The following is a 25,944-nucleotide window of genomic DNA, read 5'->3' on the forward strand; positions in this document are numbered from 1 at the left end:
AATGGAATAACCTGATACCAGCCATGAGCCCATGGATGAGTTTAAGGACAAGTCTTTAAGTATAAAGGGTAATGCAACATTAAACATGGTTGTATTCATTACCACCAGCAATGTGGTAACACTCCATATTAAAATGAGTTTATTCTCTTGTAAATGCACCGCGCTTTTCGTTTTGGAAGGAACCGTTAGAATAGAGGGCATTAGATCCCACCTTACCTTTTTAATATTGATAAACCTCACTTTGAATGGATTTTCTTTTAACAAGAGATTAGTTATATTATTCTATTTTATATCTTTTTCCAGCGGAATTTCCCTTCAAAATCATACATGTACTTGTAGAATGTGCCACGAGTCTTTGTTTTTCATCATATACATGACACTCAAGCAATCCGACTGATGAACCTTTTTTTATTAATTTTCCCTCAGCTCGAAGTCTAGAATTAAAAATAGGTTTTAGGAAATTTAATTTAATTTCGATTGTCGTAAAAATTTCGTCCTCAGCTAATGTAGTTACAAATGCATAACCCATAGCAGCATCTGATATGTCACATAAAATCCCACCATGAAGTGTCCCCATCGGATTGTGTAATCTTTCCGTAGCATCCATTTCGACCACAACCTTCCCTTCCTCAACATCTGTTATGTGAAAACCGATTACTTCTGCAGCGGGCGAACCTGGTATTTTACCCTTTGCCATTTTCTTTAAGAACTCTAAATGGTTCATTCTTTTCACCCTCCATATTAAAAATAAAAAAGATTAGCAAAATCATAGCCTTTTTAGAACGTTCATTCTAAAAAAGTTAATCTAACACTGCTAAAGTGGAATCAATGATGTTTTGAAGTTTCTCTTTATCTTTCGTTGTTTTGGCTAATAGTCTTACCCCAATAAGTGAATTATGAATAAATTGAGCTGATTTTTCTATATCAAGTTGATCGGATATTTCCTTACTTATTTGCCCCTGCAATAGTAGTTCGTATATAAATGATTCGGTCTTTCCAAAGCTTTTACTAATCCTGTCAGCAACTTCTTGGTCATGTAAGGTTAATTCTACAGCTGTATTTACAATTAAACATCCTGGGGGTTTTTCTTCATCTGAAAAAACCACCATTTCAAATAATCTTCTTGTCGCTAACTTGACTGAATTAATAGGTTTAATTTGTTGTTCCATTCTTTTTTCGATTATTTCTTCGAAGAGTTGTAGTGCTCGTAGAAACAACGTCTGTTTATCACCAAATGTGTCATAAATACTTCGACGGTGTATGTGCATATAGTCTACTAAATCTTGCATAGACGTTTTTTCATATCCATTTCGCCAAAAAAGTACCATTGCTTTTCGTAAAACCTCGGCTTCATCAAATTCTTTGTGTCTAGCCATTTTCCCCCCTTTTTTAAAATTTTATCATTTTTAGAATGATCAGTAAAGAATATTCTAACTATTCAAACAGTAAGGGGTAATGAGCGACGCTAACATCGATATTTTCTTGTTCCTTTCAAAGAGATTGTGAAGAAATGTACTTAAAGTAACTGGGTGCATTAGTGAAATAAGAATTAAGTGATTATAGGATTGAGGCCATATTTTAGTTATTCCATTAAAGGGCGTTTATATGTAGTATGATTTTTGACCGTATTCTTCGTAAATAACGAAACCCAAACAGCCACTTTTCTAACTTTGTTTACTTATTATCTTTAGTAAGTAATTATAGTTTCTAACGTAAACAACGATAGGACTTTACTTGGAGAGGTGGGTATGATAGGCTCGTTTGCCTGATGAAACCTTAGCTTCAGCCTTTCAAGACAAATCGTACCAACAGAGGCTCCAAGCCAAGTCCTTAAACGCATATTCTGTGGTTACATATAAACAATGATAAAGGGTGCACCATATCAATGTTTTGTTGATGATACTATATATAATAGCCCGATTGTGAAATAAAACTTAGATTTTTAAACGACTTTATTGTTAAAGCATCCTTTATAAAAAAATTAACCACTTCAAACACGTATACCCCTATCTAAAACAGGATGGGGGTATACGTGTTTGAAGTATTAAAATTAATAACTTATTGTTGACATTTTCTTATTGCGGGTGGTGACAGCTTCCCTGGTACTACCCCATTTTACTTTGATATACATCTTTATGACCCATCATATGAATTCCCCCAATAAAAAACCTGTATAGAATAAATTCTACACAGGTTTTTGAAATTCCTATTAGTTTGTCAACAGCCCCAGTAATGTACTCCCTTTTTTAATTACATATCAAAAAAATTTTCCAGTAAAGTGGAGGGGTCTACTTATAGTTTGACCATTTGAGCTTTAAATTTAGGGGTAAATGTTCTTCTAGTCCTTGTCATATTGGCGTTCCTCCATAACCGAATAAGATATAATAGACTTCCGAATTTAGTAGGTAACAACCGCAACTTGACAAGGAGCCTCCAGGGTCATGCTTTGCCAGCCAGGAAACCAGATGGCAAAGACATCTGGCTTGCTAGCTAGGCTAGCATACCCGCCTCTCCTAGTGATGTTGCTAGTATGGATTTCTTATACTAATTAGCAGTATTCCTTGATTTAGTGATTAGTCTACTTGACCTTATTTTTTTGTCCAGTTAAGTGTAGCGGATTCAACGCATATATAATAAAATGGCATCAATTTGCTAGTACACCTTGATACTCTTCCTTACTTTCAAGAACACTTTTTGCATAAGGACATACAGGAATAATATATAAGTTTTCATCTCTTGCATATTCAGCTATCTTGTTTACTAATTCTTTGCCTAATCCACGACCATTATGACCCTCGTATACAACTGTATGGTTTACAATAATTAAATTTCTTCCATTTACATCTTTTCCGCTTGGGATAAATTGAATTCTTGCAATAATTTCATTAGATTCCTCAATATAGAATTCATTCTTGCCCATTTTAATTTCAGTCATTTCCTCATTCTCCTAACTTTTTTAGTTCTGTTTATTTTTGCCCATAAGTAAGTGCTCTGCTTGGACAACGATCAATCACTTCCATGATTTTTTCAGCTGTTGCATTCTGTGGTGATACCCAAGGACTTTTCTGGGTATTGAATACACTAGGCAATCCCTTTACACATTCTGCTGCGTGTTTGCAAATATTGGGTTTCCAATATATTTTGATACCTTCAGCTTCATAAGTTTTAATATTCTCGCTCATAATATCCTCCTTCTAATAGCTCTGTGGGAATAATAATTTTAAATTACTCTTAATTCTTCCTCTAATCTAAATTTCACAAAACTGTATGATGGGTTTTTACCAACAATCGAGCCACTTGGTAGCAGCATGATAAATTTTTGAAAAACAATATTAATTTAATAGTACTTTATGTTATGAGGAATCTCCAATTTGAGACTTGTTATTTAAAAATAAAATAATGTAGTCGTAGTGAAGTGCTAACTGGCAGGTGTGCGGCCGAGCCTAGGTCGTATCATATAGCGGGTGGGATTCATGTCGAGTAAGAACTAGCCATTCGCTCGTAGCGAGTCTTGGAGGGCTAAAGGTAACTTTAGTCTTTAAGCGTAGACAGCTAGGTGGCGGGCCGAAAGCCAAATGGTTGAAGGGATTGAGCTCCATAATGTTAGTAAATCGAGAGGGCTGATGCTTTACCTGCAGCAGAAAGCAACATTTTATCCTACGTTAGGGGCAAGATGGATAAAACCTCTCTGGAGTCAGAGACCTTGGCACGTTACACATCGATATGATACGGCAACTCGGGAGACCCTACCGGTCTTTTCTTGTTAGAAGAGTATGGTGTACAAGCAATAAAAAGCAAGGAGACCAAATGCTGTGTAGGGAGTCGGATAGCAGCGTAGTACCAATGAAGTTGGGTAATGCCGATGGAGGAAAGGCTAGCTACCAGTTATCGCCCTTACTAGGGAAACATTTACTACACTCAGAGGTAGGGATAAATGGAAACAAAACTACTAAGGATAGCAGAAGTACCAAAATCTCAATCTAAGAGATTAGCTACATTTTGTGAATGGTAACTAGGAGGAGCCGTGTGCATTAATAGTGCAAGCACGGTTCTGTGAGGGGCGCGACTTGTTGTTGCGCATAATCTGGCGCGAAAGCGTCAATAAAAGCAACGAATGTACTATACATATAACTACTCTTTCGATTATTAATGGGGGATGTTCCCATTACTCATGGTGGTGCATGAGAAAAAGTCTAATACTCCGACGTGCATGGAATGGCACTACATGAAATGTACGAAGCTCGGTGAAGTCGGCGAAAAGCAGACCTGAAAAGTGGTTAGCAAAGTAGTCGGGGTGCTATAAATTAGCTATGTCTAGAATGTACAAATGTACTGACGAAAATCCGAATGTACGGGTCGTTACGAACGATTCATCGAATAACAAGATGTCTACCTCCCAAGAGAGGTCCTTTTATGGAAACCATATTCCCTCATATGGAATCTATTTTATACCTTAAGAAATGGTCTAAAGACGAATCCGTTAGACACTAAAGAGAACAAGCGGTAAGTTGGAAGGCGGTTCACAGGATTAGGCTAAGGCTAAATATGAAAAGCTAGGATGAGTGGAACAAGTGAAGTGAAGAAGGTTAGAAGTCTCTTAGTGTAGGAGAAACCTAAGTAATAGGAAATGATTACTGAACCTTCATGGCAGCAGGGCTATAGTAGCAATGAATCCATGATAATAAATGGTGGAGCCAAGAGCCTAAGTCTATCAAAAAAGTAATTCGATTATTTATCAGCGAAATTAGGAAGCAGGTAAGCAGAAATGACGCAGATGCCGAGATGGGACTCCTATTAGGAGAGGAAATCATTGGCTATTCAGCAACTAAATTCACTCGGAATCGTTGAAATAGAAAGACAATTAAATTCCATACAAGATTACCTTTATGAACAAGCAAAGAACACGAGCATCGGTTTTAAAGGATTAATGGAAATCATTTCATCCAAACCGACTATTATTTCGGCTATTCATAAAATCAAAAGTAATGAAGGTGCAATGACAGCAGGTATTGATGAAATAACTATTAGAATATACCTTGAGCAAAGTTATGACAAAACGATAACCGATATTCAAAACTCTTTATCACAGTATAAAGCTAACAAAGTCTGTAGGGTATGGATTCCAAAGCCAGGGAAGCAGGAATTGAGACCCTTAGGTATCCCCACCATCATAGACCGGATTATTCAAGAATGTATAAGGATAGTAATTGAGCCAATTTGTGAAGGTCGATTTTTCCAACATTCATATGGCTTTCGGCCAATGAGAAGTACTCATCATGCACTCGAGCGCCTTACAAATATCGTACACTCAACGGGGTACATTTGGGTAGTAGAAGGAGATATAAAAAAGTTTTTTGACGAGGTTAACCACCGAATTATGTTAAAAAGTCTGTGGGGAATCGGGATCCGTGATAAAAGACTTTTAATGGTCATAAAGCAAATGCTTAAAGCAGGAATTATGAATGAGATACACATAAATGAAATAGGAACACCGCAAGGTGGAATACTTTCCCCCATTCTTGCGAATGTGTACTTAAATAGATTTGACCAATGGATATATCAACAATGGCACGGATTTGAAACCGAATATAATTATAAAGCCTTAGACTTTAAAATAGCGAAACTAAGAAAAACTAGTTTAAATCCAGCTTACCTAGTAAGATACGCAGATGATTGGTGTTTAGTTACAAAAACTAAGGATAATGCTGAAAAATGGAAACATGCAATCTCAAAATATCTAGATACGGAACTAAAGCTTGAACTGTCAAAAGAGAAAACATTAATTACAAATGTTAAACGACAAAAGGTAAAATTTTTAGGATTTGAATATAAGGTTATTAAAAGGAAGAATGCAAGAAAAGGGCATGTCACCAAAACGGAACCAAATAGGAAAAGACTAATAGATAAGCGAAAAGTATTAAAAGAAAAGGCAAGAAACTTAAGGCGAGCAAAAGATAAAAATGACCTTTTGCGACTAATTAGTCTATATAATAGTTCCATTCGAGGTATTGTTAATTATTACGCTCCTGCAACTCATGTCTCTGTCAGCTTGGGAAAAATTGATGAAAGTCTAACATACACCATGTATAAATCCTTAAAAAGATTTGGTGCGAAATGGTATCCGGCTAACCAAACCTCTAACTTACCTTCGGTACATTCAAATTATAAAACTCAAGTACCAGCGGTACATTTAGGAGATATGAAAGTTGGGGCAACCCGATTATCTTTCGTGAAATGGACAAAAACAAATCAAAAGAACCAAAGCGAAACTCACTACAGTCCGAAGGGAAGAGCAATCTAAAAAAGAAATACAGGCAAGAAAACTATCATGGCAAGAGCTGATGAATTGTTAAGCGACAGTTTAATTAATCTAATTGGAAAAGGAACTACTGACAAAAAGTATAACTTTGAATACGCCATGAATAGAGCCTATGTTTTTAACATAGATAAGGGCAATTGCAGAATATGTAAAGCAAAGGTGGATAAAGGAACTGTACATATCCATCATGTCCGTCCATATCTGCCAATTAGTGAAACAAATAATACAAATAATTTAGCTACGGTTTGTATTGAATGTCATAAAAAGATACATAATCAAAAGGATTATAGCGGTGTTTTAAAAAAATCAATTAATAAAAAGCTAAACGAATACCGAGACAAACTAATAAATAATGTTTGAACATGATAGATGGAGCGCCGTGTGAAGGGAAACTTTCACGCACGGTGCGAAGGAGGGGAAAAGAGGGGCTGACTGCTTTTAAAAGTAAATGACCCCTCTTACCTATTCCTATGGGTGGAGTACAATCTACCGCAAGGTAGAAAGGCTCCCTTCTATTCGACTTGTTGAAGAACATAATTTAACTTAATTTACTATAATACCAAATAAAAACACCAACTACCTTCACCAGGTTGTAATTTCGATTGTTATTGAATTATGTCGCCAAGATAAAAGCTGAGCTTCCTCCTTTGTGTAAAAATCACCTGTTTATGATATTGCTGCGAATTAAGGCGGCATTTTGGAGGTGATTAGAAGAAATTGAACCCAAAGATTGTTGAACACAGGATATTACGAATTTTTTATAAAATAAAAAACGTTGATCAATTTCTAACCAACGTTCTTTTTCATTTTTAATAACAGATGGACTACTTGTTATATAGCTTTGTCTTAAATTAAACCCAATTTTTTCTATTTATTTTTGGTCCTAAATAAAATTAACGGCATTTAAACCAATCATTTGGGAAGGCATAGAAGTGTTGCCATCTGGTAAAATGGGGGAGATGGAAAGATCGGCGACTTTCAGGTTCCAAGTGCCAAAGACATTCAGATATCCATCTACAACTCCGTCATGAATACTCCTGGCCATCTTGCATTGACCTCCAAAGTGGAAGATATTGCGATAAGAAGCCCTTACGTAACTTTCTAATTTTTTACGCTGTACATCCTTATTGCTTATCTCAAAGATTTTTTCAGGTGGATATACCACCTTATAAATGCCTTCAGGGTCAAGTTCACGTGCCTTCGTCATAATGTGGAAGGTCTCAATATACTGATCAACCATGAAATCGAGGTCATCAGGATTTCCAAGCGGATTTAGGTCGATGGAAGGATAGGCCTCAGGATCGCTGTGTGCGGCCAATATAGTACCCCTGCTTTTTGGGTTTAGGTCAAAAAGGCCAATGCTCATAATATTGCTCTGCTTTTTAGGATCAAACCCCCAATTATTAACCAGTACATCTTGAGTGGGGAGAAACGTTGGTGTTGGGGATCCATATATTTGAAGGCGTCGGCCTCCACTTCTGCCGTCTCCTTTAAAAGCTCCCAGTGGAAATGGATTGTCTGGGTCTGCAGACATGAGATCTAAAATCCGCTTGGTTTTAACTTCTACTCCCATTCCCGTCGTAAAATGGGCTTGAAAGTTATGCCCCACATTGGGGCTGTTTATAAGTGTTTCAATTCCTGCTCTAGCCAGATCATCCGGGTTCCCTATTCCAGAACGTTGTAATATAACAGAGGAAAAATTGCCTGCACTAACAATAATCCCCTTTTTAGCGTATACTCTATTTGATTTACCGTTTCGGACAAATTCAACGCCCACGGCAATTTGAACTTCTCCATTATCTTCAAATAGAATTTTATTCACGGTTGTTTTAGCCAATATAACTAAATTTCTGCGGCCAACTCCATCTTCATCAGGATGGAACTCATTTCCTTGTGTTACAATTTTTCTATTTAAATATCCAGTGGCAGTAGATGAACGAACGAAGTGTCCATTCACTTCCTTATTTAAAAATTGCGATTTAAAAAATGTACAATCCCTTATACCAGTATTGTAATCCTCGACAATGGGAATATTTAATACATCTGATGCTGCTTTTGCTAACGTATAGGTAAGCCCATCCTTTGGAATAGTTTGCTGTCTGACAAAAATGGGGCCGTTTCTTCCGCGTTCTTCGGGTTCTTGCGTCTTTCCTGTATAAGTTTCATTTTTTATGAATAAAGAACTGACATTGTTATAACTCCATTGAGATCCAACTATTTGTGCCCACTCATCATAAAGTTCACTGCTTCCCCGTACAGCATACATGGCATTATGCTCGGAGCTTCCCCCGATTGTTCTGCCGCTTGATATTCTAAGCTGCTGATTCCCAATACTTGGCTCTGCATTTGTAAGCATATTAAAGGAATGCCTATTATCAGAAGCCAAAATCCCTGATACTGCCCCAGAAGGACTGCTTAGTTCTTTAACCATATTTGTTCCTGGTTCCAGGACAATTACAGAGTTTGTTATGTCATCCGATAATTTCTTTGCAATTACCCCACCAGCAGTTCCCGCACCTATTACAATATAATCGAAGGTATTATTTGCGGACATTTTATCATTCCTCTCCAAAGGGTATTAAGTCTGACTAAGAGCCTTATTTTATTTATATGACGAATATCCACCAATGTGTGAGTGTCCATATTACCTTCGTACCGCTGAGTCTTTGGTAGCCGATTTACTTTTTAAGGGGCAAATGTAATTAATAGTGGTTTGCTTCTCTTAAAGGAAATAGTATGTATTTGTATATGTGCGGCATGTTATTTTTTATTTATTAACGGGACATTTTTATGCAATTTCACCTCAAATGTTTAACAGTCATAAAGCCCAATAGGAAATATTGATATGTTAAAATTCTGAAAATCATTTTATAAACAGGAGAAATTAAAATGAGAGTCAGAGAAAAAATTGACACTTATATGTTAGTAACGGGTATGATTCTTGCAATTTTAGTGATTTACCTGACTCAACACGGAAAAGATGGATATTGCTTAATTCCTATGGTGATTTATTGGGTGGTAGGTATTTTTAGAGAAACAGTAAAAAGGAGAAAAAACAAATCAGAGTAAGATTGTGAAAGTTTGTACTTAAGCTATCTGGCAGTTTAGTAGAACAATCGTCATTAGCTTTTTTAACAATCGGGACAGTTTGTTGAAGAGTTAACGTATCTGTTGGCGGATAATTAGCAATAGGAAGCAACGCATATTTTAAATAAAATTAGTCATAATATAATAGCTGAAAATTTATTGTAATAGGATGTTGTAAATGTACATTATTGTACGCATGTTGTTATGGATTCTTGCGGCATGGCGTTGGGGAGATTGGCGGAACTGGAAGAATTATCAGTCCACCTTTCTCTTTGTCATTCTGCTGGACCTTTTATATAACTTTCTTACATATAATTATCCGTTGTGGGTATATGACCCAACCGATATTATTCCAAATCATACTTTGAACAATCTGCTTGTATCGTTTATCTCTTATCCATCCGTTGTGTTTATATATTTAGGACGGTATCCAACTGGATGGGTAAAACAGGTTGCCTGGATCATCTTCTGGGTGACTCTTTTTTCTATCGTCGAGTTAGTAAACAACATAAATGGTTTAATGAGTTACCATAATGGTTGGAATTTCGGGTGGTCTGTGATTTTTTATCTTGTTCAATTGCCTTTTATACGGCTCCATTACAAAAAGCCATTATTAGCCTATGGGCTGTCTGTACTGATCATTGTAGGACTGTTATTGCTCTTTAAAGTCCCTGTTAGCAAAATGAAATAAAACTACCTAAATTGGTACCAACACTAGAATTAATCTAAAAAACTAAAGAGTTTCTGTGATAAAGACATTGGGGAGCAGCTTTAAACTCTATTCTTGAATACCACAAGGTATTCCCAGCTATGGGAGAAACTCCAAATGACATTCAACTTAGAAGCGTCAAGAGATATATCAAGGGCAAGAAACTATCAGGACTAATCTAACCAAAGCTTGGACAAAGGCATGCTTGAGCCGTATGTTGGGAAACTAACACGTACGGTTCTTAGGGGGGACGGTGACTGAGAGGTTGCCCTTCTACCCGACAAAAGGTGGCGATAACTTCAAAGCCTTACCTATCTGTATTAACAAAAAATGGGCTGCTTTAGCAGTCCATTTTCGATTTTCCGTTATTTAATTAAAAGGTAGGATAGTTTAATATCTGTGTTAAATAGGTTGGATTAGGCGATATGCGGATTATATCCTGCCTTTACTTTTTGTGTTTACGATAAATCTTTAAAAGCTTCACCATTTACTTTTTCTTTAAAATTAGAAGGAAATTCTAGGATGAGTTTTTTTTGGTTTCTTTACGTAAAACTGGTGCTACTTCTGTTGCCAATCGTTCTATGTTTTCGGCAACTTTTTTAAATGGCATACCACCTATATCTATTTGCGCAATAAATCGCTGGTGACCAAACAGCTCGTATTGGCGCATAATTTTTTCGATGATCTGCTGAGAGCTTCCAACAAAAAGGGCGGTTTCTTTACTAGACGCCCTTTCAAAATCTGCTCTTGTTAAAGGCACAGGATTCCCACGGTGACGATTGATGTGATACCAATAATTTGAATGATACGGATAAAATTCTTCTATTGCCTGCTGATTAGTTTTTGAAATATATGCGTGTCCGGTAACCGCAACCTTCAAATTTTCCAGAGAATGACCGGTTTGAGAAGCCGATTCTCGGTATCGGTCAACAAGCGGCTTATAAAAGTTAGGATCACCGCCAAGTATGGCTAATACTAAGCCAGTCCCTAAGTTGCCGGCTCGTTCTGCACTTTTCGCAGTCCCTGAAACACCTAACCATACTGGAATTTTTTGTTGAACAGGACGGGGAGAAATTTCTGCATCCTTCAATGATGGGCGATAACGTCCATTCCAGGTAAGCAATTCCTTGGTATTTAGCTTTAGAAAGAGCTCGATGTGTTCTTCAAACAATTCTTCGTAATCATTCACATTATATCCAAATAGTGGGAATGAGTCTAAAAAAGCCCCACGTCCCGCAATGATTTCAGCCCGCCCATTTGATATAAGATCAAGTGTTGCAAAATCCTCGAATAAGCGAACAGGGTCTACGGTGGATAATACTGTCGTAGCACTTGTCAGCTTAATTTTTTTTGTGATTTGTGAAATAGCCGATAAGATAACCGGCGGTGAGGACACAGCGTAATCTAAACGGTGATGCTCACCTACACCAAATACATTGAGACCTCCTTCATCAGCCATTTTTGCAACCTTGATAATTTCTTCTATCCGCTGCTTTGCACTGATTGTTTTCCCTGTTAGTGGATCTGGGTATAAATCCGCTAATGAATAAATTCCAATTTCCATACTATTATGATTTTCAGCCCTCAAGTTTTTCTCCCCCGGCAATAATGTAAAAAAGCTTTTGTTTAATACTATTCAACCCTTCGAAAAAAGGAATTTATCCTTCAATTATTCATAACTTTCCGAGAACAAGTAAATAAGGCTATTAGGTGGGCAAAAATCTCTTTTATTACAAGATGACAATAGATTGTGAAGATTTCCACTGAAATTAACGGGCAGCATTCGTAGAAATATGAGGTTTGAACATAAAAAAGCCCCTTGGTAAAATGCGAGTGTCCAAAGCTTGGCGGCAAAAAGGACACAAACATAAATACCAGGAGGCTATTTAAATGAATTCTAACCAAAATGAAAAGATTGCTCAAATTACTTCTCAAACATTAATTATATGCGTTGATATTACTAAATACAAGCATGTGGCAAGAGCACAAGACTTTAGAGGTTTAGAATTTTCGGCACCCTTTTATTTTGAAAATACAAATTCTAGCTTTAACAATTTCATAGAGTGGCTTAAAAAGTTGATGGATCAAAACAAAATGGAAAAAGAGATCGTAGGAATGAAGCCGACAGGTCATTATTGGCTTAATTTAGCCCACTTCCTTAAGGAACAAAAGATTAAGTTTGTAGTCGTAAATCCTATGCTTGTAAAGAAAAGTAAAGAGTTAGATGATAATTCTCCTACTGAAAATGACGTAAAGGATGTTAGAGTTATTGCACAGTTGGTCAAAGACGGGAGATTTGCCGAACCTAATATTCCACAAGGAGTCTATGCAGAACTTCGAGTGGCTCGAAAAATACGTGATCTCTTATCTGTTGACCTTCAAGCAGTTCAAGGACAAGTCCATAATTGGATAGATCGCTACTTTCCAGAATTCCTTACCGTCTTTAAAGATTGGGAAGGTAAGGCTGCAATACAATTATTAAAACTTAATTTATTGCCAAATGAATTAATCAATCTTACAGAACAAGAGATACTTGAACACCTTCGAAAAGCTGTTAAACGTGTGGTGGGACTCAGTAAAATAAAAGAACTAAAGCAGGTTGCAATGGTTTCAATTGGCATTCGTGCAGGTTCGGATATGGCTAAATTAGAGCTTCGCACATTAATAGAGTAGTATGAACTCATTATTGAAAAGTTCGAAGAACTGGAATCTAACAAACTTCTTGAACAAATTCCTGGTGTTGAACAAATGTTGGCAATTAAGGGAATAGGGAAAGACACAATTGCTGGCTTTTTTTCAGAGGTAGGAGACCTAAGTTACTACACTCACCCAAGGCAGATTATCATATTAGCTGGGCTTAGTCTAAAGGAAAATACATCTGGAAAGCATAAAGGGCAAACCAAAATTACTAAGAGAGGAAGGAAGACCTTAAGAGCTCTCCTCTTTCGAGTAGCAATGCCTTTGGTGGCTAAAAATACTAAGTATAAAGCTTTACATGAGTATTTTACAAAACGCCCAAATTATCCTTTGAAGAAGATGCAATCTCTAATCGCAATATGTAATAAGCTCATACGTATACTGTTTACCTTCGGTAAAAAGAAGTGTGAATTTAGTGAAGAACGTATGTTAAGGGATATTCCTCATATGACAGCATTACAGATTACAGCAGCTTAATTCTCTTTTCATTGATATTAATTAGTAGGTTAATTGTTATAAACATTTGAAGCAAGGATTAGTCAGTAAAACAACTAAAGTACGGGCAATGACCCTGTCGGGCAGCATGACTGACATCCACCTCATGGAAAGGTTGGACGAAGGAATTTTGGAGCAAAGACTCTGTGAGAAATGGGAGGATTGACCTCCATGAGAAATGTGGAGATCCACCAGTGCGACCATACTTCACCTAAATATCCATATTTTGGATAAAGTTGGTTTGGTAGCTATTAATTGTTTTTTCACTTTGCTCCCAAAATTATCCTTTAGTACACAACTCTTCCAATATTCAAATGAATTTAAAAACAGACTACTGCGTAATTCAGAGAAAACAAGAGAAATCGAGAGATTTTCCTTTCTATATAGAGGGAGGATAGTTGAACAAGGGATTTATTTTTTTAGAACGTAATTGACCCAAATTGCAAAGTTTGCATTACAAAGAGGGTTCTAATTAAATTCCTAGACACCCTCTTAATGACATTATTTTACCTAGACAATCATTAGTATCCTACACGCATGAAGGATGTCCCAACAATGATTAAAAGGATGAATAGAACAACAATCAAAGCAAAACTTGTGCCCATTCCACCGCCGTCATAGCTCATTGAAACTCACCTCCTTATCTAAGAGGTAATACATTTTATGCTGTAGGAGATAACTTGAAATGGACAAGTATGGAATTATTCTTAAAAAGTTGTTTAATCGCACGTCGAGGAAGGGAATCATAGCCACCTTCCACTCCTTACTTTCCGCCAATAAAAAATCCTTTTATCAATTATCATATTTCTTCACAAAGTTAAAGAAAAGTCGATCTTCCAACTGTGAAAATCGACTTTTCTTCCGTACTAGACAAACTATTTCATAAAAGCAAAAGGTTCCCGACGTACCAAATAGCATTTAAGGCACAATCAGTATTTTATCTTTTACAAATTGGCAGTCTTCGTATCATATGGGATCAATTTACTAAGATGCTATTTCCTTTTTGTCCTTAAATTCCAAGCTTTTTGCGGGTGAGCCTCCTCTAAAGACGACAAGGAGAATAATAAAAATTAGTAAAACAAGGCTAACCATACCTTTGTCTATTCCCAGTCCACCGTGGCTATGAGACGCTGCTAACCAATCCGAGAACGATGCACCTACTGGACGTGTCATGATATAGGCAAACCAGAAAGCAAAAATTTCATTAAGACCAAATAATCGGTAACCCAAAGCTGGAATAACGAGCAAGACAGTAAATAATAAACCTGAAGATAAGTAGCCCAAGTGCATGCTTGATGCGGTCATATCCCCTGCGGCGGTACCGAGTGCGAATGTTACCAGTACGGTGAGCCAGTAAAAGATCTCGCGGCGACGGGTGAAGATGCTGTGTACGGACAGAGTTTTTTCTTTGGAATACCAAGTTATGAGAACGACAGCGAGTGCCACCATAAAGAAGATGGTTGAAACGATGTAGGGAATGCCTAGTCCGACACGAACTACATCTGCAGCCATTGTGCCAAATATACTAACCATGACGACAACTAACCAGTAGACATTTGGTATATATCGGCGTACTTTGAACTGTAATATCATTGCGGCTACAAAAATGAGAACACTTAGGGGTGCTGAAATGAGTGGATTTAGATTCTCGAATAAATAATCGGATGCCACCTCACCCATTCCAGTTGTCAGCAGCTTAGTAATCCAAAAGTAGAGTGTAATTTCTGGAACTTTAGCAAGCATTTCTTTTGACTGATTCATGGTGACCGATAAAGACTTGTTCATATTACGACCTTCTTCCAATAATCTTTAATGAAAATTGATCAATTTTTTAGTAGCTTTTTCCTCTTTGATTAGCACTTTTCTTTCCTCTTAAAATAAAATTAAATAGTTTGCATGTAAATTTTAAAAGGGAACCGCTATTTGCGATTCCTAAGATTTTTATTTATTTGCTCCGTTTAGTACGCTAATTGAATTTTTAAGTGCAGATTTGGACTTGCTCACATCAGGGCTTGATGAACGTACTGCCGCTAACACAACGTCAATAGTGCCATCAATTTTTGTCCATGTTGTACCATCTATTTTCCTAAGTTTAGGCTCTGATGTATCCCATTGATGTTCCAAATCGTCCGCACTTTTCTTCGCTAAGGTAAAATTATTGGAGGTTACATCCTTTAGCATATTATTTTCAATTGTAGCGAAATTTGTTAATTGTCCACCTAATGTAGCTTGTGAAGAAGTGGTTTGCGATCCTATATTATTACTTCTCCATATATAACCGCCTATACCACCAAGTAAGAAAATACATAGTACCACAATGGTTTGTGTCAAAACATTTTTCTTGCTTCCGTTCGGTTGGTTCGTTTCTGCTACTTCACTTTTTGAGTTTATATCAATTCTTGTAACAGCAAGGAGAATTATGATTGCTAGAATAGCTACAAGAAAAATTACACTAGTAACGGTTGTCCCCAAACCTAACCCGCCATTAACTTTTGGCTGAGATAAGTAATCACCTAGCGATGCTCCGAGTGGACGAGTAAGAATATAGGCAACCCAAAATGCTAATATCCCATCAAGTTTTGATTTATATGCCAAAAATACACAAGCTATGATAATAATAACGGTTATTCCTGTTTTAAGATAACCAAAACCGAGTTGCTCGGAATATAAATCTCCGACTGCTGTTCCAAGTGCAAAAGTGAAAAGAATGGTAAGCCAATAAAAAACTTCTCTTTTTCTTGTGAAAATCGAGTGTATCGAGAGAGTTTTTTCACTTAAATACCAAAAGAGAAAAGTTAAAACTAGAAGCAGGGAGAAAACGGCTGTACTAAGTTCAAGCGGTACACCCATACCATCTGTTAAATTATCAGTTACCAACGTTCCAAAAACGCTTATAAGAACAACCGTTGTCCAATAAATGCCTGGAACGTATTTAGTTGCTCTGAATTGAAGAAACAGTACAATGAAAAACGCTATTCCCATAATTATAGTAGTCAGAGTTAAACCGAATCCAAGGTTAAAATTTATGAAATCAGCAAACGTTTCACCCACAGTTGTACATAATACTTTTATTATCCAGAAGAAAATAGTAACTTTCGGTACCTTGCTTAACAATTGGTTAACGACTGGTTCTACCAGCACCGTTTTTTCAGCGGCTGATAATTTTTTTGACAAAAAACTCATCTCCTTTTTGTAAGCATCATTTTTTTACAGGTTTAATCAACAAATTCAACTATAATATATTGGTTTGGTGTTTTTATTAAAAATCAATTAAACATATGTTAAGTGTCAATTAAGTTCCATAATTTTTTTATTAGTGGCAACTGTGTTATATACTGCTAATAAAATTTTAGTCATTGAGCAAAATAAAAATATGGGTATTTCCCCTTAACCGAACTACAATGTTGCCCCTTATGCGAAACCTCAATTTTTTCTATTTAAAGGTAATAAATGAAAAAAAATTAATAAATACAAGTGTTAATTTTGGAACATCATTTGCAGACTCTTGGTTAATTAGTCGTGGTGGGGCAGATACAGGTATTTACCAGATTTTCTTAAAGGCTATATAAATAACTTTTTAGTAGCTGGAGGTATTTTATTTGGGTTTGACTGATGTTAGTTATCTTAATCTTTTATAAGTTTCAAAATATGAAGAAAAAATATACATAAAATGTAAAGGGTTATTCATTTTTTTTGAGCTAATTGGTACTAGGGTTTAGATCAAGTGCTGCCATTGTTGGTGGCTTTTTTCTTATTGAGCTACCATGGAAATAAACTTCTGTAGTTCAGAAAAATAGACAATACTAAAGAAGACGCAGCTCATTCGTTTTTAAAAAAGGGGAGAGCGCCTAATTCATTGATCTTAGAAATTGCATAGATTAAGATGCTTCTGATTCTTGTAAAGTAACTGTGTATCCTAAACTTTCAAGTCTTCTTAGTGAATGCCGAACAATGGATTGCTGTCTCTGTTTATCAAAGTAGTCTTCGCCTAAGTCTACATACATTTCTTTCCGTGTTAAGAGATAATAAGAGATACGTAACATGGCATGTGCGACCACTATTCCGGCTCTCGTTTTGCCTTTTCGTGATGCTGTACGTCGATACAGTGCTCCGAGATAGTTCTTCGAACCTTTAACTAAATGAGCTGCTTCAGTTAATGCTGATCTCAAATACTTATTTCCTTTTTTGGTTTTAGCTGATTTCCTTTTCCCGGCACTTTCGTTTTGTCCAGGAACCAAACCTGCCCAGGAACACCTATGGGCTGCACTTGGGAATTGTTTGTTGATATCACTTCCAATTTCAGCTAAAATTTGCTCAGCCATCCTGGTGGCTATACCAGGAATAGAATCTAATCGTTCCACATCTTCTTGGTTGGTACGTACTCTATTCGCTACTTCTTGATCGAGCATCTCAATCTCTTCAGTCAAAAAGTCGATTGCAAATCTTAATTAATCGAGTAAACTACTTAAAAAATATAAGAAGCAAGTACAAGAAGAAAATAGATTTTACGCATTAATTAGTCTCCCAGATTTATTTGACTCCCAAATTGTAGTATTACCCAATAAAAGTTGGTTTGGTGGATTTTTTTAAAGAGACAGTAAAGAACAAAAGTGGAAACCTTTAGATGCATCTAGAAATCTTATTCAAGAGTGGGAACTTAATTGCCCCTCTGACTTACAAATAAAAGGTTTTAAAGAAATAATCTCTGAAGAGGATCACTATTCAGAAGGAGAAAAGTGGTTTATAGGTGAATTAAATTAATCTTAATACTAATAAGTTTGTGAAAAATTCCACTTAAACAAACGCGGTGCGATAGATTAATTTATTAATAAGATTTTGGGAAATAGTATTATTATGCTACAATGCATTCTAAGAATGCTTTCGTAGCACCACTTGGTTAGGGGGCGTTCCTCAATAGGAACGCCTTTTTCAAAAGTATAACAAACAGTAAATTCCTTCAAAATAACTACCCTTTCAATTTCTTATTGCCGTAATGCGTTAGATAATAATTTCCTTTGTAACAGTACAATCCTACGAATCCGACTTTGACTTATTTATCCCTTTTAATGACTTTGCACATGAAATACAGATCCATAATGATAAAATATATGATAATATTCCAGCAAATTCATTACTAACCCGATGATTATCATCTATAAAGATTCGATATGTACCAAAGCTCAGACCTAAACAAATTAATATAAAATCATAGATAGGAATCTTCATTTTCTTAACTCCTTTATCTCTACCTGGAAAATAATTCGAATATCATTGTATTTTTTTTAGGGTAATTCATGACATTTTCTTTAAAGGTATCTAACCATAAGGTATTAAGTGTTCGCCCATTAACTCGTAGTCACAACTAATTATGCGGGGTAAGTCGAAAGTGCACTTAAAGCGACGGATGCAAGAGTACCAGCTTCCATTTTGGAGCCATTTTCCTTAAATTTAATCTTTACAGCAGTTTGTAAAGAAATGTACTTAAACTACCATGAAAATAAACTTCTGTAATTCAGGAAAAAAGGCAATACTAAAGAAAACGCAGCTCATTCATTTTTAAAAAAGGGGAGAGCGCCTAATTCATTGATCTTTCCAATCGAGTTGAATAGATTAAGATGATTCTGGTTCTTGTAAAGTAACTGTGTATCCTAAACTTTCAAGTCTTCGTAGTGAATGCCGAACAATGGATTGCTGTCTCTGTTTATCAAAGTAGTCTTCGCCTAAGTCTACATACATTTCGTTCCGTGTTAAGAGATAATAAGAGATACGTAACATAGCATGAGCGACCACTATTCCGGCTCGCTTTTTGCTTTTTCGTGATGCTGTTCGTCGATACAGTGCTCCTAGATAGTTCTTCGAACCTTTTACTGAATGAGCTGCTTCAGTTTATGCTGATCTCAAATACTTATTTCCTTTTTTGGTTTTAGCTGATTTCCTTTTGCCTGCACTTTCGTTTTGTCCAGGAACCAAACCTGCCCAGGAACACATATGGGCTGTACTTGGGAATTGTTTCTTAATATCAGTTCCGATTTCAGCTAAAAGTTGCTCAGCCATCCTGGTGGCTATACCAGGAATAGAATCTAATCGTTCCACATCTTCTTGGTTGGGACGTACTCTTTTCGCTACTTCTTGATCGAACATCTCAATCTCTTTAGTCAAAAAGTCAATATGTCTTAAAATCGTTTTAACATTAGACGTTGATGGATTGAATATAACCTTTAAGTGCGAGTTCCAGTTCGTCTTTCTTCTTTTTCATTGAGCGACATGCAAAGTTTGCTAGTTTTTCAGGATCCTCTTCCCCTTTGGCAATAGCGTCAAGCATATCTCGAGCTGAAACACCCAAAACGTCTGAAACAACTGAACCCAATTTAATGTTCGCTCCTTCTAATACCTTTTGGACTCGATTGATTTGTCTTGCACGTTCCTCAATGATACTCCGACGATATCGAACGAGTTCACGTAGTTCCCGTTGATTGCGATCTGGAATGTAACTAGCTTTCAACAGTCCATGACGAAGAAGTTTAGCAATCCATTCTGCATCCTTAACATCTGTTTTACGTCCGGGGACAGCCTTCATGTGTTGTGCATTCACCACTAAAAACTCAATATCCTCAGTTTCTAGTAAATTCACAATAGGCTTCCAATAAACACTCGTGCTCTCCATGGCGACATTGGTACAATTATGTTGTTTAATCCAGTCAACCAACTGTAATGAAAATACAGTTTTAGTAGAGAACGTTTGAATCTCCTTTCCTTCAGGTGTCAAAATACAGGCAGTAATATTGTCCTTATGGACATCCATACTGCATGCTCTTTCAATGACTACTTCCATTGAAAACATCCTTTCTACGACTCACAATAATATTGTAGGCTGGTGCAGCAACCAGAATAGGATTAATCTACCATGTGTGCTTGCCGTAAGGGAGCGACAGTCAGTGGTGCACCGTGGTCGTTGGAGTCAGACTAACGGATGGGCTTTAACGCACCATAGTTCATCGACCTTCCTCTCCAGTTGTAGAATCAGTATTGACGGTTTAAAAACATTTTCATTCTCTGTGGTGAAGAGCTGGTTTTTAGCGATTCATGGATGGCTAATGGGGCAGTTTAGTAAAAAAAGGAATTTACACCAACTTTGTGGTAATATATTCCTCGAAGCAGCTTTCCTTAGTATTCTAATTACAAGAGGAAAAAAGTTATAGGACCACAATATGAGGTTGAAGATGCTGAAGTAAATTACCTTTTTGAGAGGATGAAAGTAAATGGCAAAAGATAGAAATGAAATTTGGGAATGGATTAAGGCACTTCTTATTGCACTATTATTTGCTTTTATTATCCGAACCTTCCTCCTTACACCAATTGTAGTAGAGGGTGCATCTATGATGCCTACAATACAAGACCAAGACCGAATAGTTGTATCAAAAATAGGAGAACCCAAAAGATTTGATATTGTTGTTTTTCACGCTTCAGAAAATACAGATTATATCAAACGTGTAATCGGTTTGCCTGGAGACCGTATTGAGTATAAAGATGATACTTTATTTGTAAATGGTAAGGCTTATAAAGAGCCTTATCTGGACGAATACAAACGAGAAATAGAGAATGGTCCACTTACAGAGTCTTTTAAACTGGAGGAAACGGCAGTCGGTAGTGCAACTGTTCCTAAAGGGCATTTGTTTGTGATGGGTGATAATAGAAGAAAAAGCAAGGACAGCCGCCATATAGGGGCTATTCCATTGGATAAGGTAATAGGAACAACGAAAATTGTTTTTTATCCTATTAAAGAGATAAAAATTATTGGTAAATAAATATTCTCGATGACAGATTAGCATACTCATTGTTCAACTGACTGGGTGCGTTTCTCCAAGAAGGAGAAATGCTTTTTTTTGTTGAAGTAAAGGACAAACTATTATATTAAAAACAAAGTCAGGAGGCTTACCTGAGTGGAATTAATAAAAGTGATTAATTCGGTGTACCAAAAATTATCCTCTCTTCAATCCGTAAAAATTTCGGAAATTAAATACGAGGACCCTATTAGCGAAGAATCTTTGTTTAATATTGAAACAAAATTATCTTTTAGATTTCCTGAAACTCTCCGCCAATTTTATTTAAATCAATCATCTTCCCTTTTGTTCTACTGGGAAAAACATAATGATACAAAGTTTCCTCTTGGCGAAGAATGCAAATACGGTGGTATAAATTTAATTTCTCCTTTTCAAATATTGGAGTTATATATTGATATGAAAGAAATGGTTGATGATGGCAGAACACGATTAAACGATGATTTTGACGAGGGTTGGGAAGCTTTAGTGGATGATTGGAGTTTTTGGATACCTATTATAATCTTTCGTAATGGAGATGCTTTTTGTATCGATAAGAGAAATGAAACCATCGTTTGTCTTGAACACGATGTAATGGATGGGGGTCCAAATGTTCACGGTATATTACTGGCTTTAAATTTTGATGATTTAATAAAAAAGTGGTCAAATATTGGCTTTGTAGAGATTTTTGATTGGACAAATGGTGTTAATGAAGAAGGGATTGATGTTAAAAGTATTATTTATAATCGATTATTCCATTTAATTATTAACTCTTAACCCTGTTTTAATTATTTTTGTGAAGTAATGTACTTACACTAACGGGTTGCTGAGTTAAGGATCAGCTGCCAATCTTGGCAGCTTTTCCTATTGAAGTAACGGAGCTGGATAGATCAAGAAGGATAACGGTGAAACTAAATTGGAGGCGGATTGTGTGTTTCAAATGAACCTAATAAAGAATTTAAAAACTTCTTATGAAATAGTGCTATCAAATGACAAAAGGTTATTGTGTCATACAATGGGTGGAAAAACTGTCATTTTTGAAACAGAGACTTGGGAAAAAGTTATAGAACTTACAAAGCCAAATAATCCAGACACTCTACACTTTTCAAAAAATGACGAACTTCTTTACATAAAAAACACAGTTGGCACAATTTGTGTTTACGAGACTAAAAAATTCCAACTTATTAAGACCATTAAATCTAGAAAGTCATTTCAGATAGAAGAAGGGAATTTTGCACTGTTAAATAAACCATTTACTATTCTAGATGTCCTTAAAATTAACGATCGAAAACAGGTTTGTGCTCTTAACATAGAAACAGGGATTTATGAGATTTTAACAGAACTTGAGGGAACACATATTGAATTTAATCAGTTTATACCATATGATAATTCCTATTTATTTACCTTAAGTTATTTGGAAGGGGTAAAAGGTTATTTAAAATATAAGTTAGTTAAGGTTGTAGACCCTTCGGTAGAACGATCTTATTCTATTGTGGAAAATTTAGGATTAACAAATTGGGATTTGGTTTATTATGAGCCAATTCATCAAGTTTATATTTTTGTTCATAAGGACTATGAATTAACAATTATGGACGCTGAATTAAAAACCGTCTTAAAAAAAGTAAATTTAACCGAAAATGGAGTTCAAAGTACCGATGAGTATTTTGTCCATATAGCTGCTTCTTACGATGGCAGTTACATTGTTCTCACTTCAAGTGATAGGGTCTTTATATTAGGATTTGAAGACTTAATCCCTATCCAAATTTAAGAATTGGAATACGCCTGTTTTGCAGAATTTAGCAAAGATGATACTTATTTTCTTGTTGGTACTTGGTCAAAAGGCTTTGTATTTGAGAATAATCTTAAGGGATTAAAACTTTAAAACATCCTTATTAACTAAAGAGGCTATAGTTGAACAAAGGGTTCGCTGCGGCAGCCTTTTTTTGTTGAACTTTTTGGGTAGTTTAGTTGAGGCAGTGCTAAAATAGGATTAAATATCCCTTGTAGGAGGTCCTAAAAATAGTGAAACCAGTTGGAGTTGGAATAGAGGGTTCTATATATACGTACGATGGTAAAGATTTAGGCAATAATCAGTTTTTGGATGCGTTTATTGAGTTCATTGAAAGTAAGGGTTGGAGTTTCGGCGGAGATAGTTGCCAGATAGACCAAGATGGCAAAGAGACAGATGATATTGATTAGGTACTTCTGCAAGTAACGGGGCAGGATTCTTGAAGAAGGATAACCTAAGTATGGTGTTGAAGTCAATAGAAGTTTTGGGGTGCTTAAAGTGGAGATAAGAAGGCCAAAAATCGAGGACATAAAAGAGTTAAAATCATTTTTTAGAATAGTGATTACAGATACTTTCATTAAAGAAGGTTTAGGGAAGAAGTTGAATGATATTAATGATGAAGTCGAACTCAAGGAAAAATACTTACAAAGTGATTTTGAAAGCAATGGTGAGAATCGATATTTTTTGATTGCTTTAGATGGTAATAAAATTATTGGTTCAATTGAACATGGACCAGCAAGTGATCTCATATGTATTTGTACAAAAAACGCTTTCAAAGAGCTAATTGAGGTAGGTACAGTATTTGTTCATCCAGACTATCAGAGAATGGGGGTAGGGAATTTGCTATTGAAAACAATGTATTTTACTTTACAGAATAAAGGCATAGAAGAATTTTGTTTAGATAGTGGATATATTAATGCACAAAAAATCTGGAAAAAGAAATTTGGAGACCCTAGTTATTTGTTAAAGGATTATTGGGACAAAGGATATCATCATATGATCTGGAGGATCAAGGTCAGCGATTGGGGGTATTCGGTTGAGAAGTAAGACAAGGCAGTTTTTCTTCAACGAAAAGGTACGTTACGTTCAAGAATGGGGTAATGCCATTTTCTTATTCAATCGATTTGTGAGTTTGTGAAGCATTGTACTGTGCGAAACGTTTCCTTATAAGTGCCAAAGCACGAAGTAGGAGAATTATTACACATTTCCTTATAAAAGGAATAAAAAAGCCTTAATGATTTTAAACTAACAGGAAAATAATCCAAATATTCCTTTACATGAATATTGCTTATGTGGTATATTCCTATTAGAGGATATTAAACGAATGTTAGAATTCCAAAGTATAAGTTCATTTCCCGAGGAGTGTGAAGTTGGGAGGGGGTATTGAGACTGAATACATGTTGCAGTTGATTACAAAGAGCATAGTTATTATTATATTTAGCTGTTTTATGGATAGGGGTAGGTTTTATATATGGATACGACAACATTGAGCGCACTTGCCGAACCCAATCGTTTACAGATTGTTGAACTTTTACGAGATGGACCCCTTACTGTGGGGGAAATTGCAGATCGTTTACAAATTCGTCAACCACAAGCATCTAAACACCTACGTGTTCTTAGTGAAGCCGGAATTGTTACAGCAAAAGCGGATGCGAATCGTCGCATTTACCAATTACGATCTGAGCCATTTATCCAATTAAATACATGGCTAGCATCTTATCGTCGCATTTGGGAAGAAAGATTTGATAACTTGGACGATTATTTAAAGGTAATGCAAAAAAAGATGGAAAATAAAAATAGTGAATGATGGAGGTTTCATATGGTAGAAATGAATACGAGTAAACAGACAACTGTTAAAGTTGAGGGTCCAGAACTCATTGTCAATCGAGTTTTTAATGCACCGAGAGAACTTGTCTGGAAAGCGTGGACGGAACCAGATCACGTAGTAAACTGGTGGGGGCCAAAAGGTTTTTCAATTAGGACTTCTGAAATTGATTTAAGGCCTGGTGGTATCTGGAGATTTATAATGAAAGGACCGGATGGTGTTGAATATCCAAACAAGATCTCCTTTCATGAAATGGTAAAACCAGAGCGCCTCGTTTACACATCTAGCGATGATATAGAGGGTGATCCAGAACAATTCCAGACAATAGTCACTTTTGTAGAGCAGGACAATAAAACAATTCTTACCATGCGATTGATCTTCCCGTCTGAAGAAATTCGAGAAAAAGTGGTTAAAGAGTATGGAGCCATTGAGGGAGCAAACCAGACCCTTGATCGCCTTGAAGAACAGTTGAGAATTATGGGTTAAATAATTTAAAAGTTTGGCAGGTAAATGTCAGGGTAAAAAGGATATTATCGTACTTTTAAATTTGCTTTAATCCAGACACTTCAACAAATAAAGGAAATGGGCATACCGAAAAAGGTATTATTGAAAATAATCTATGGAGGAATTTATATGTCAACCAAAATGATCTCAAAAGTAGAGAATAACGTACTTGTTCTTGAACGTGTGTTTAATGCACCTAAGGAGTTATTATTCAAAGCATTTTCGGAGCCGGAACATCTTAAGCAATGGTGGGGACCGCGTGGTTGGGTTCTTACCGTATGTAACGTTGATTTTAGAGTAGGCGGAATCTGGCATTATTGTATGAAGTGTATGGATGAGAATCAAGGAGATTTTTTTGGATTCGAATCTTGGGGAAAAGGGGTTTATCAAGAGATCATTCAGGATGAAAAGATAGTTTATATTGACTATTTTTCAGATGCTGAAGGTAATGAAAACGAAGAGATGCCTTCAACTCACATCACCTTATCATTTGAAGAATATGAAGGAAAGACAAGGCTTATTAATCGTGCAGTATATTCTTCTGCAGAAGCACTAAAAACCGTCTTGGATATGGGAATGGAACAAGGAATTACTGAAACTTGGGATCGTCTAGAAGAGCATATTACCTCTATTAAATAATGGTTCATTCAACTAAACCTACTCGGAAAAAGGCGATCTACTAATGGATTGCTTTTTTTCTGT

At 36.1% G+C, this 25,944-nt stretch carries 23 protein-coding genes and 4 pseudogenes; 14 read left to right on the top strand and 13 right to left on the bottom strand.

The genetic code is table 11. From position 1 onward, the window contains the following. The 5 genes and pseudogenes from AAHB15_RS16450 to AAHB15_RS16470 form a co-directional block, all read right to left on the bottom strand. Positions 1-201 (bottom strand): annotated as a pseudogene (locus AAHB15_RS16450) (MFS transporter); the annotation flags it as partial. 76 nt (positions 202-277) lie between these two features. Beyond that, on the bottom strand, positions 278-724 hold the full coding sequence (locus AAHB15_RS16455) for a PaaI family thioesterase (protein ID WP_342042802.1): 447 nt from the start codon (positions 722-724) through the stop codon (positions 278-280). A 76-nt stretch (positions 725-800) separates the two neighbouring features. Beyond that, a complete protein-coding gene (locus AAHB15_RS16460) occupies positions 801-1,376 on the bottom strand; it encodes a TetR/AcrR family transcriptional regulator (protein WP_342042803.1) in 576 nt (191 codons plus the stop codon). A gap of 1,268 nt (positions 1,377-2,644) precedes the next feature. Continuing rightward, the gene (locus tag AAHB15_RS16465; protein WP_166262147.1) at positions 2,645-2,935 is read right to left on the bottom strand and encodes a GNAT family N-acetyltransferase; all 291 of its coding nucleotides are present in this window, start codon (positions 2,933-2,935) and stop codon (positions 2,645-2,647) included. Positions 2,936-2,966: 31 nt separating this feature from the next. Beyond that, positions 2,967-3,182: a (4Fe-4S)-binding protein gene (locus AAHB15_RS16470; protein ID WP_144561785.1), complete on the bottom strand. Its 216-nt coding sequence runs from the start codon at positions 3,180-3,182 to the stop codon at positions 2,967-2,969. 1,745 nt (positions 3,183-4,927) lie between these two features. On the opposite strand from AAHB15_RS16470, the gene ltrA reads away from it, so the two are divergent. Together ltrA and AAHB15_RS16480 are read left to right on the top strand one after the other, a co-directional pair. Next, positions 4,928-6,301: a group II intron reverse transcriptase/maturase gene (ltrA, locus tag AAHB15_RS16475; RefSeq protein ID WP_342042804.1), complete on the top strand. Its 1,374-nt coding sequence runs from the start codon at positions 4,928-4,930 to the stop codon at positions 6,299-6,301. 27 nt (positions 6,302-6,328) lie between these two features. Then, positions 6,329-6,679 (top strand): HNH endonuclease, encoded by a 351-nt coding sequence (locus AAHB15_RS16480; RefSeq protein WP_342042805.1) that lies wholly within the window; start codon positions 6,329-6,331, stop codon positions 6,677-6,679. Between the two features lie 523 nt (positions 6,680-7,202). Here AAHB15_RS16480 and AAHB15_RS16485 read toward each other — a convergent pair. Continuing rightward, a complete protein-coding gene (locus AAHB15_RS16485) occupies positions 7,203-8,873 on the bottom strand; it encodes a GMC family oxidoreductase (protein WP_342042806.1) in 1,671 nt (556 codons plus the stop codon). Between the two features lie 335 nt (positions 8,874-9,208). Between AAHB15_RS16485 and AAHB15_RS16490 the strand changes: the two genes are divergently transcribed. Beyond that, a complete protein-coding gene (locus AAHB15_RS16490) occupies positions 9,209-9,388 on the top strand; it encodes a hypothetical protein (RefSeq protein ID WP_335575120.1) in 180 nt (59 codons plus the stop codon). 196 nt (positions 9,389-9,584) lie between these two features. Beyond that, a complete protein-coding gene (locus tag AAHB15_RS16495) occupies positions 9,585-10,097 on the top strand; it encodes a CBO0543 family protein (protein WP_335575119.1) in 513 nt (170 codons plus the stop codon). A 535-nt stretch (positions 10,098-10,632) separates the two neighbouring features. On the opposite strand, the gene AAHB15_RS16500 is transcribed toward AAHB15_RS16495, so the two are convergent. Continuing rightward, positions 10,633-11,703 (bottom strand): LLM class flavin-dependent oxidoreductase, encoded by a 1,071-nt coding sequence (locus AAHB15_RS16500; protein WP_342042807.1) that lies wholly within the window; start codon positions 11,701-11,703, stop codon positions 10,633-10,635. Between the two features lie 302 nt (positions 11,704-12,005). Between AAHB15_RS16500 and AAHB15_RS16505 the strand changes: the two are divergent. Further along, positions 12,006-13,289 (top strand): annotated as a pseudogene (locus AAHB15_RS16505) (IS110 family transposase). A gap of 539 nt (positions 13,290-13,828) precedes the next feature. Here the strand turns inward: AAHB15_RS16505 and AAHB15_RS16510 are convergent. From AAHB15_RS16510 to AAHB15_RS16525, 4 genes are all read right to left on the bottom strand, one after another. Continuing rightward, entirely contained in the window at positions 13,829-13,933 is a 105-nt protein-coding gene (locus tag AAHB15_RS16510) for a YjcZ family sporulation protein (RefSeq protein ID WP_251573320.1), read from the bottom strand. 358 nt (positions 13,934-14,291) lie between these two features. Continuing rightward, entirely contained in the window at positions 14,292-15,092 is an 801-nt protein-coding gene (locus AAHB15_RS16515) for a COG4705 family protein (protein WP_342042808.1), read from the bottom strand. Positions 15,093-15,248: 156 nt separating this feature from the next. Next, positions 15,249-16,481 carry a COG4705 family protein gene (locus AAHB15_RS30210; protein WP_446715873.1) on the bottom strand — a complete coding sequence of 411 codons (1,233 nt, stop codon included), beginning with the start codon at positions 16,479-16,481 and terminating at the stop codon, positions 15,249-15,251. Positions 16,482-17,185: 704 nt separating this feature from the next. Continuing rightward, complete coding sequence (locus AAHB15_RS16525; protein WP_342042809.1) at positions 17,186-17,716, bottom strand: transposase; 531 nt, start codon at positions 17,714-17,716, stop codon at positions 17,186-17,188. A 67-nt stretch (positions 17,717-17,783) separates the two neighbouring features. On the opposite strand from AAHB15_RS16525, the pseudogene AAHB15_RS30215 reads away from it, so the two are divergent. After that, positions 17,784-18,068: pseudogene (locus AAHB15_RS30215) on the top strand (DUF3916 domain-containing protein); the annotation flags it as partial. Between the two features lie 270 nt (positions 18,069-18,338). Here AAHB15_RS30215 and AAHB15_RS16530 read toward each other — a convergent pair. Next, positions 18,339-18,533 carry a hypothetical protein gene (locus AAHB15_RS16530; protein ID WP_342042810.1) on the bottom strand — a complete coding sequence of 65 codons (195 nt, stop codon included), beginning with the start codon at positions 18,531-18,533 and terminating at the stop codon, positions 18,339-18,341. Between the two features lie 384 nt (positions 18,534-18,917). Continuing rightward, positions 18,918-20,139, bottom strand: a pseudogene (locus AAHB15_RS16535) (IS110 family transposase). A gap of 427 nt (positions 20,140-20,566) precedes the next feature. On the opposite strand from AAHB15_RS16535, the gene lepB reads away from it, so the two are divergent. The 8 genes from lepB (at position 20,567) to AAHB15_RS16575 (ending at position 25,881) form a co-directional block, all read left to right on the top strand. Further along, on the top strand, positions 20,567-21,112 hold the full coding sequence (gene lepB, locus AAHB15_RS16540; protein ID WP_342042811.1) for a signal peptidase I: 546 nt from the start codon (positions 20,567-20,569) through the stop codon (positions 21,110-21,112). A 135-nt stretch (positions 21,113-21,247) separates the two neighbouring features. Then, on the top strand, positions 21,248-21,901 hold the full coding sequence (locus AAHB15_RS16545) for an SMI1/KNR4 family protein (RefSeq protein ID WP_342042812.1): 654 nt from the start codon (positions 21,248-21,250) through the stop codon (positions 21,899-21,901). A 154-nt stretch (positions 21,902-22,055) separates the two neighbouring features. Next, complete coding sequence (locus AAHB15_RS16550) at positions 22,056-22,892, top strand: hypothetical protein (RefSeq protein ID WP_342042813.1); 837 nt, start codon at positions 22,056-22,058, stop codon at positions 22,890-22,892. A 254-nt stretch (positions 22,893-23,146) separates the two neighbouring features. Continuing rightward, positions 23,147-23,323: a hypothetical protein gene (locus AAHB15_RS16555; RefSeq protein WP_335571783.1), complete on the top strand. Its 177-nt coding sequence runs from the start codon at positions 23,147-23,149 to the stop codon at positions 23,321-23,323. Positions 23,324-23,402: 79 nt separating this feature from the next. Beyond that, the gene (locus tag AAHB15_RS16560) at positions 23,403-23,960 is read left to right on the top strand and encodes a GNAT family N-acetyltransferase (protein WP_342042814.1); all 558 of its coding nucleotides are present in this window, start codon (positions 23,403-23,405) and stop codon (positions 23,958-23,960) included. Positions 23,961-24,384: 424 nt separating this feature from the next. Next, positions 24,385-24,720 carry an ArsR/SmtB family transcription factor gene (locus tag AAHB15_RS16565; protein ID WP_144568121.1) on the top strand — a complete coding sequence of 112 codons (336 nt, stop codon included), beginning with the start codon at positions 24,385-24,387 and terminating at the stop codon, positions 24,718-24,720. 12 nt (positions 24,721-24,732) lie between these two features. After that, complete coding sequence (locus AAHB15_RS16570) at positions 24,733-25,224, top strand: SRPBCC family protein (protein ID WP_335571785.1); 492 nt, start codon at positions 24,733-24,735, stop codon at positions 25,222-25,224. 147 nt (positions 25,225-25,371) lie between these two features. Then, entirely contained in the window at positions 25,372-25,881 is a 510-nt protein-coding gene (locus AAHB15_RS16575) for an SRPBCC domain-containing protein (protein WP_335571786.1), read from the top strand. Positions 25,882-25,944: the final 63 nt, after the last annotated feature.

The sequence above is a fragment of the Bacillus sp. OTU2372 genome (assembly GCF_038440275.1).
Classification (GTDB): domain Bacteria; phylum Bacillota; class Bacilli; order Bacillales; family Cytobacillaceae; genus Neobacillus; species Neobacillus bataviensis_B.

Coding starts and splice junctions, on each gene's coding strand:
- AAHB15_RS16575 (WP_335571786.1), top strand. CDS start 25,372: ATGTCAACCAAAATGATCTCAAAAGTAGAGAATAACGTACTTGTTCTT.
- AAHB15_RS16515 (WP_342042808.1), bottom strand. CDS start 15,092: ATGAACAAGTCTTTATCGGTCACCATGAATCAGTCAAAAGAAATGCTT.
- AAHB15_RS16570 (WP_335571785.1), top strand. CDS start 24,733: ATGGTAGAAATGAATACGAGTAAACAGACAACTGTTAAAGTTGAGGGT.
- AAHB15_RS16480 (WP_342042805.1), top strand. CDS start 6,329: ATGGCAAGAGCTGATGAATTGTTAAGCGACAGTTTAATTAATCTAATT.
- AAHB15_RS16510 (WP_251573320.1), bottom strand. CDS start 13,933: ATGAGCTATGACGGCGGTGGAATGGGCACAAGTTTTGCTTTGATTGTT.
- lepB (WP_342042811.1), top strand. CDS start 20,567: ATGGCAAAAGATAGAAATGAAATTTGGGAATGGATTAAGGCACTTCTT.
- ltrA (WP_342042804.1), top strand. CDS start 4,928: ATGGAAATCATTTCATCCAAACCGACTATTATTTCGGCTATTCATAAA.
- AAHB15_RS16485 (WP_342042806.1), bottom strand. CDS start 8,873: ATGTCCGCAAATAATACCTTCGATTATATTGTAATAGGTGCGGGAACT.
- AAHB15_RS16525 (WP_342042809.1), bottom strand. CDS start 17,716: ATGCTCGATCAAGAAGTAGCGAATAGAGTACGTACCAACCAAGAAGAT.
- AAHB15_RS16465 (WP_166262147.1), bottom strand. CDS start 2,935: ATGACTGAAATTAAAATGGGCAAGAATGAATTCTATATTGAGGAATCT.
- AAHB15_RS16470 (WP_144561785.1), bottom strand. CDS start 3,182: ATGAGCGAGAATATTAAAACTTATGAAGCTGAAGGTATCAAAATATAT.
- AAHB15_RS16460 (WP_342042803.1), bottom strand. CDS start 1,376: ATGGCTAGACACAAAGAATTTGATGAAGCCGAGGTTTTACGAAAAGCA.
- AAHB15_RS16495 (WP_335575119.1), top strand. CDS start 9,585: ATGTACATTATTGTACGCATGTTGTTATGGATTCTTGCGGCATGGCGT.
- AAHB15_RS16530 (WP_342042810.1), bottom strand. CDS start 18,533: ATGAAGATTCCTATCTATGATTTTATATTAATTTGTTTAGGTCTGAGC.
- AAHB15_RS16565 (WP_144568121.1), top strand. CDS start 24,385: ATGGATACGACAACATTGAGCGCACTTGCCGAACCCAATCGTTTACAG.
- AAHB15_RS16455 (WP_342042802.1), bottom strand. CDS start 724: ATGAACCATTTAGAGTTCTTAAAGAAAATGGCAAAGGGTAAAATACCA.
- AAHB15_RS16490 (WP_335575120.1), top strand. CDS start 9,209: ATGAGAGTCAGAGAAAAAATTGACACTTATATGTTAGTAACGGGTATG.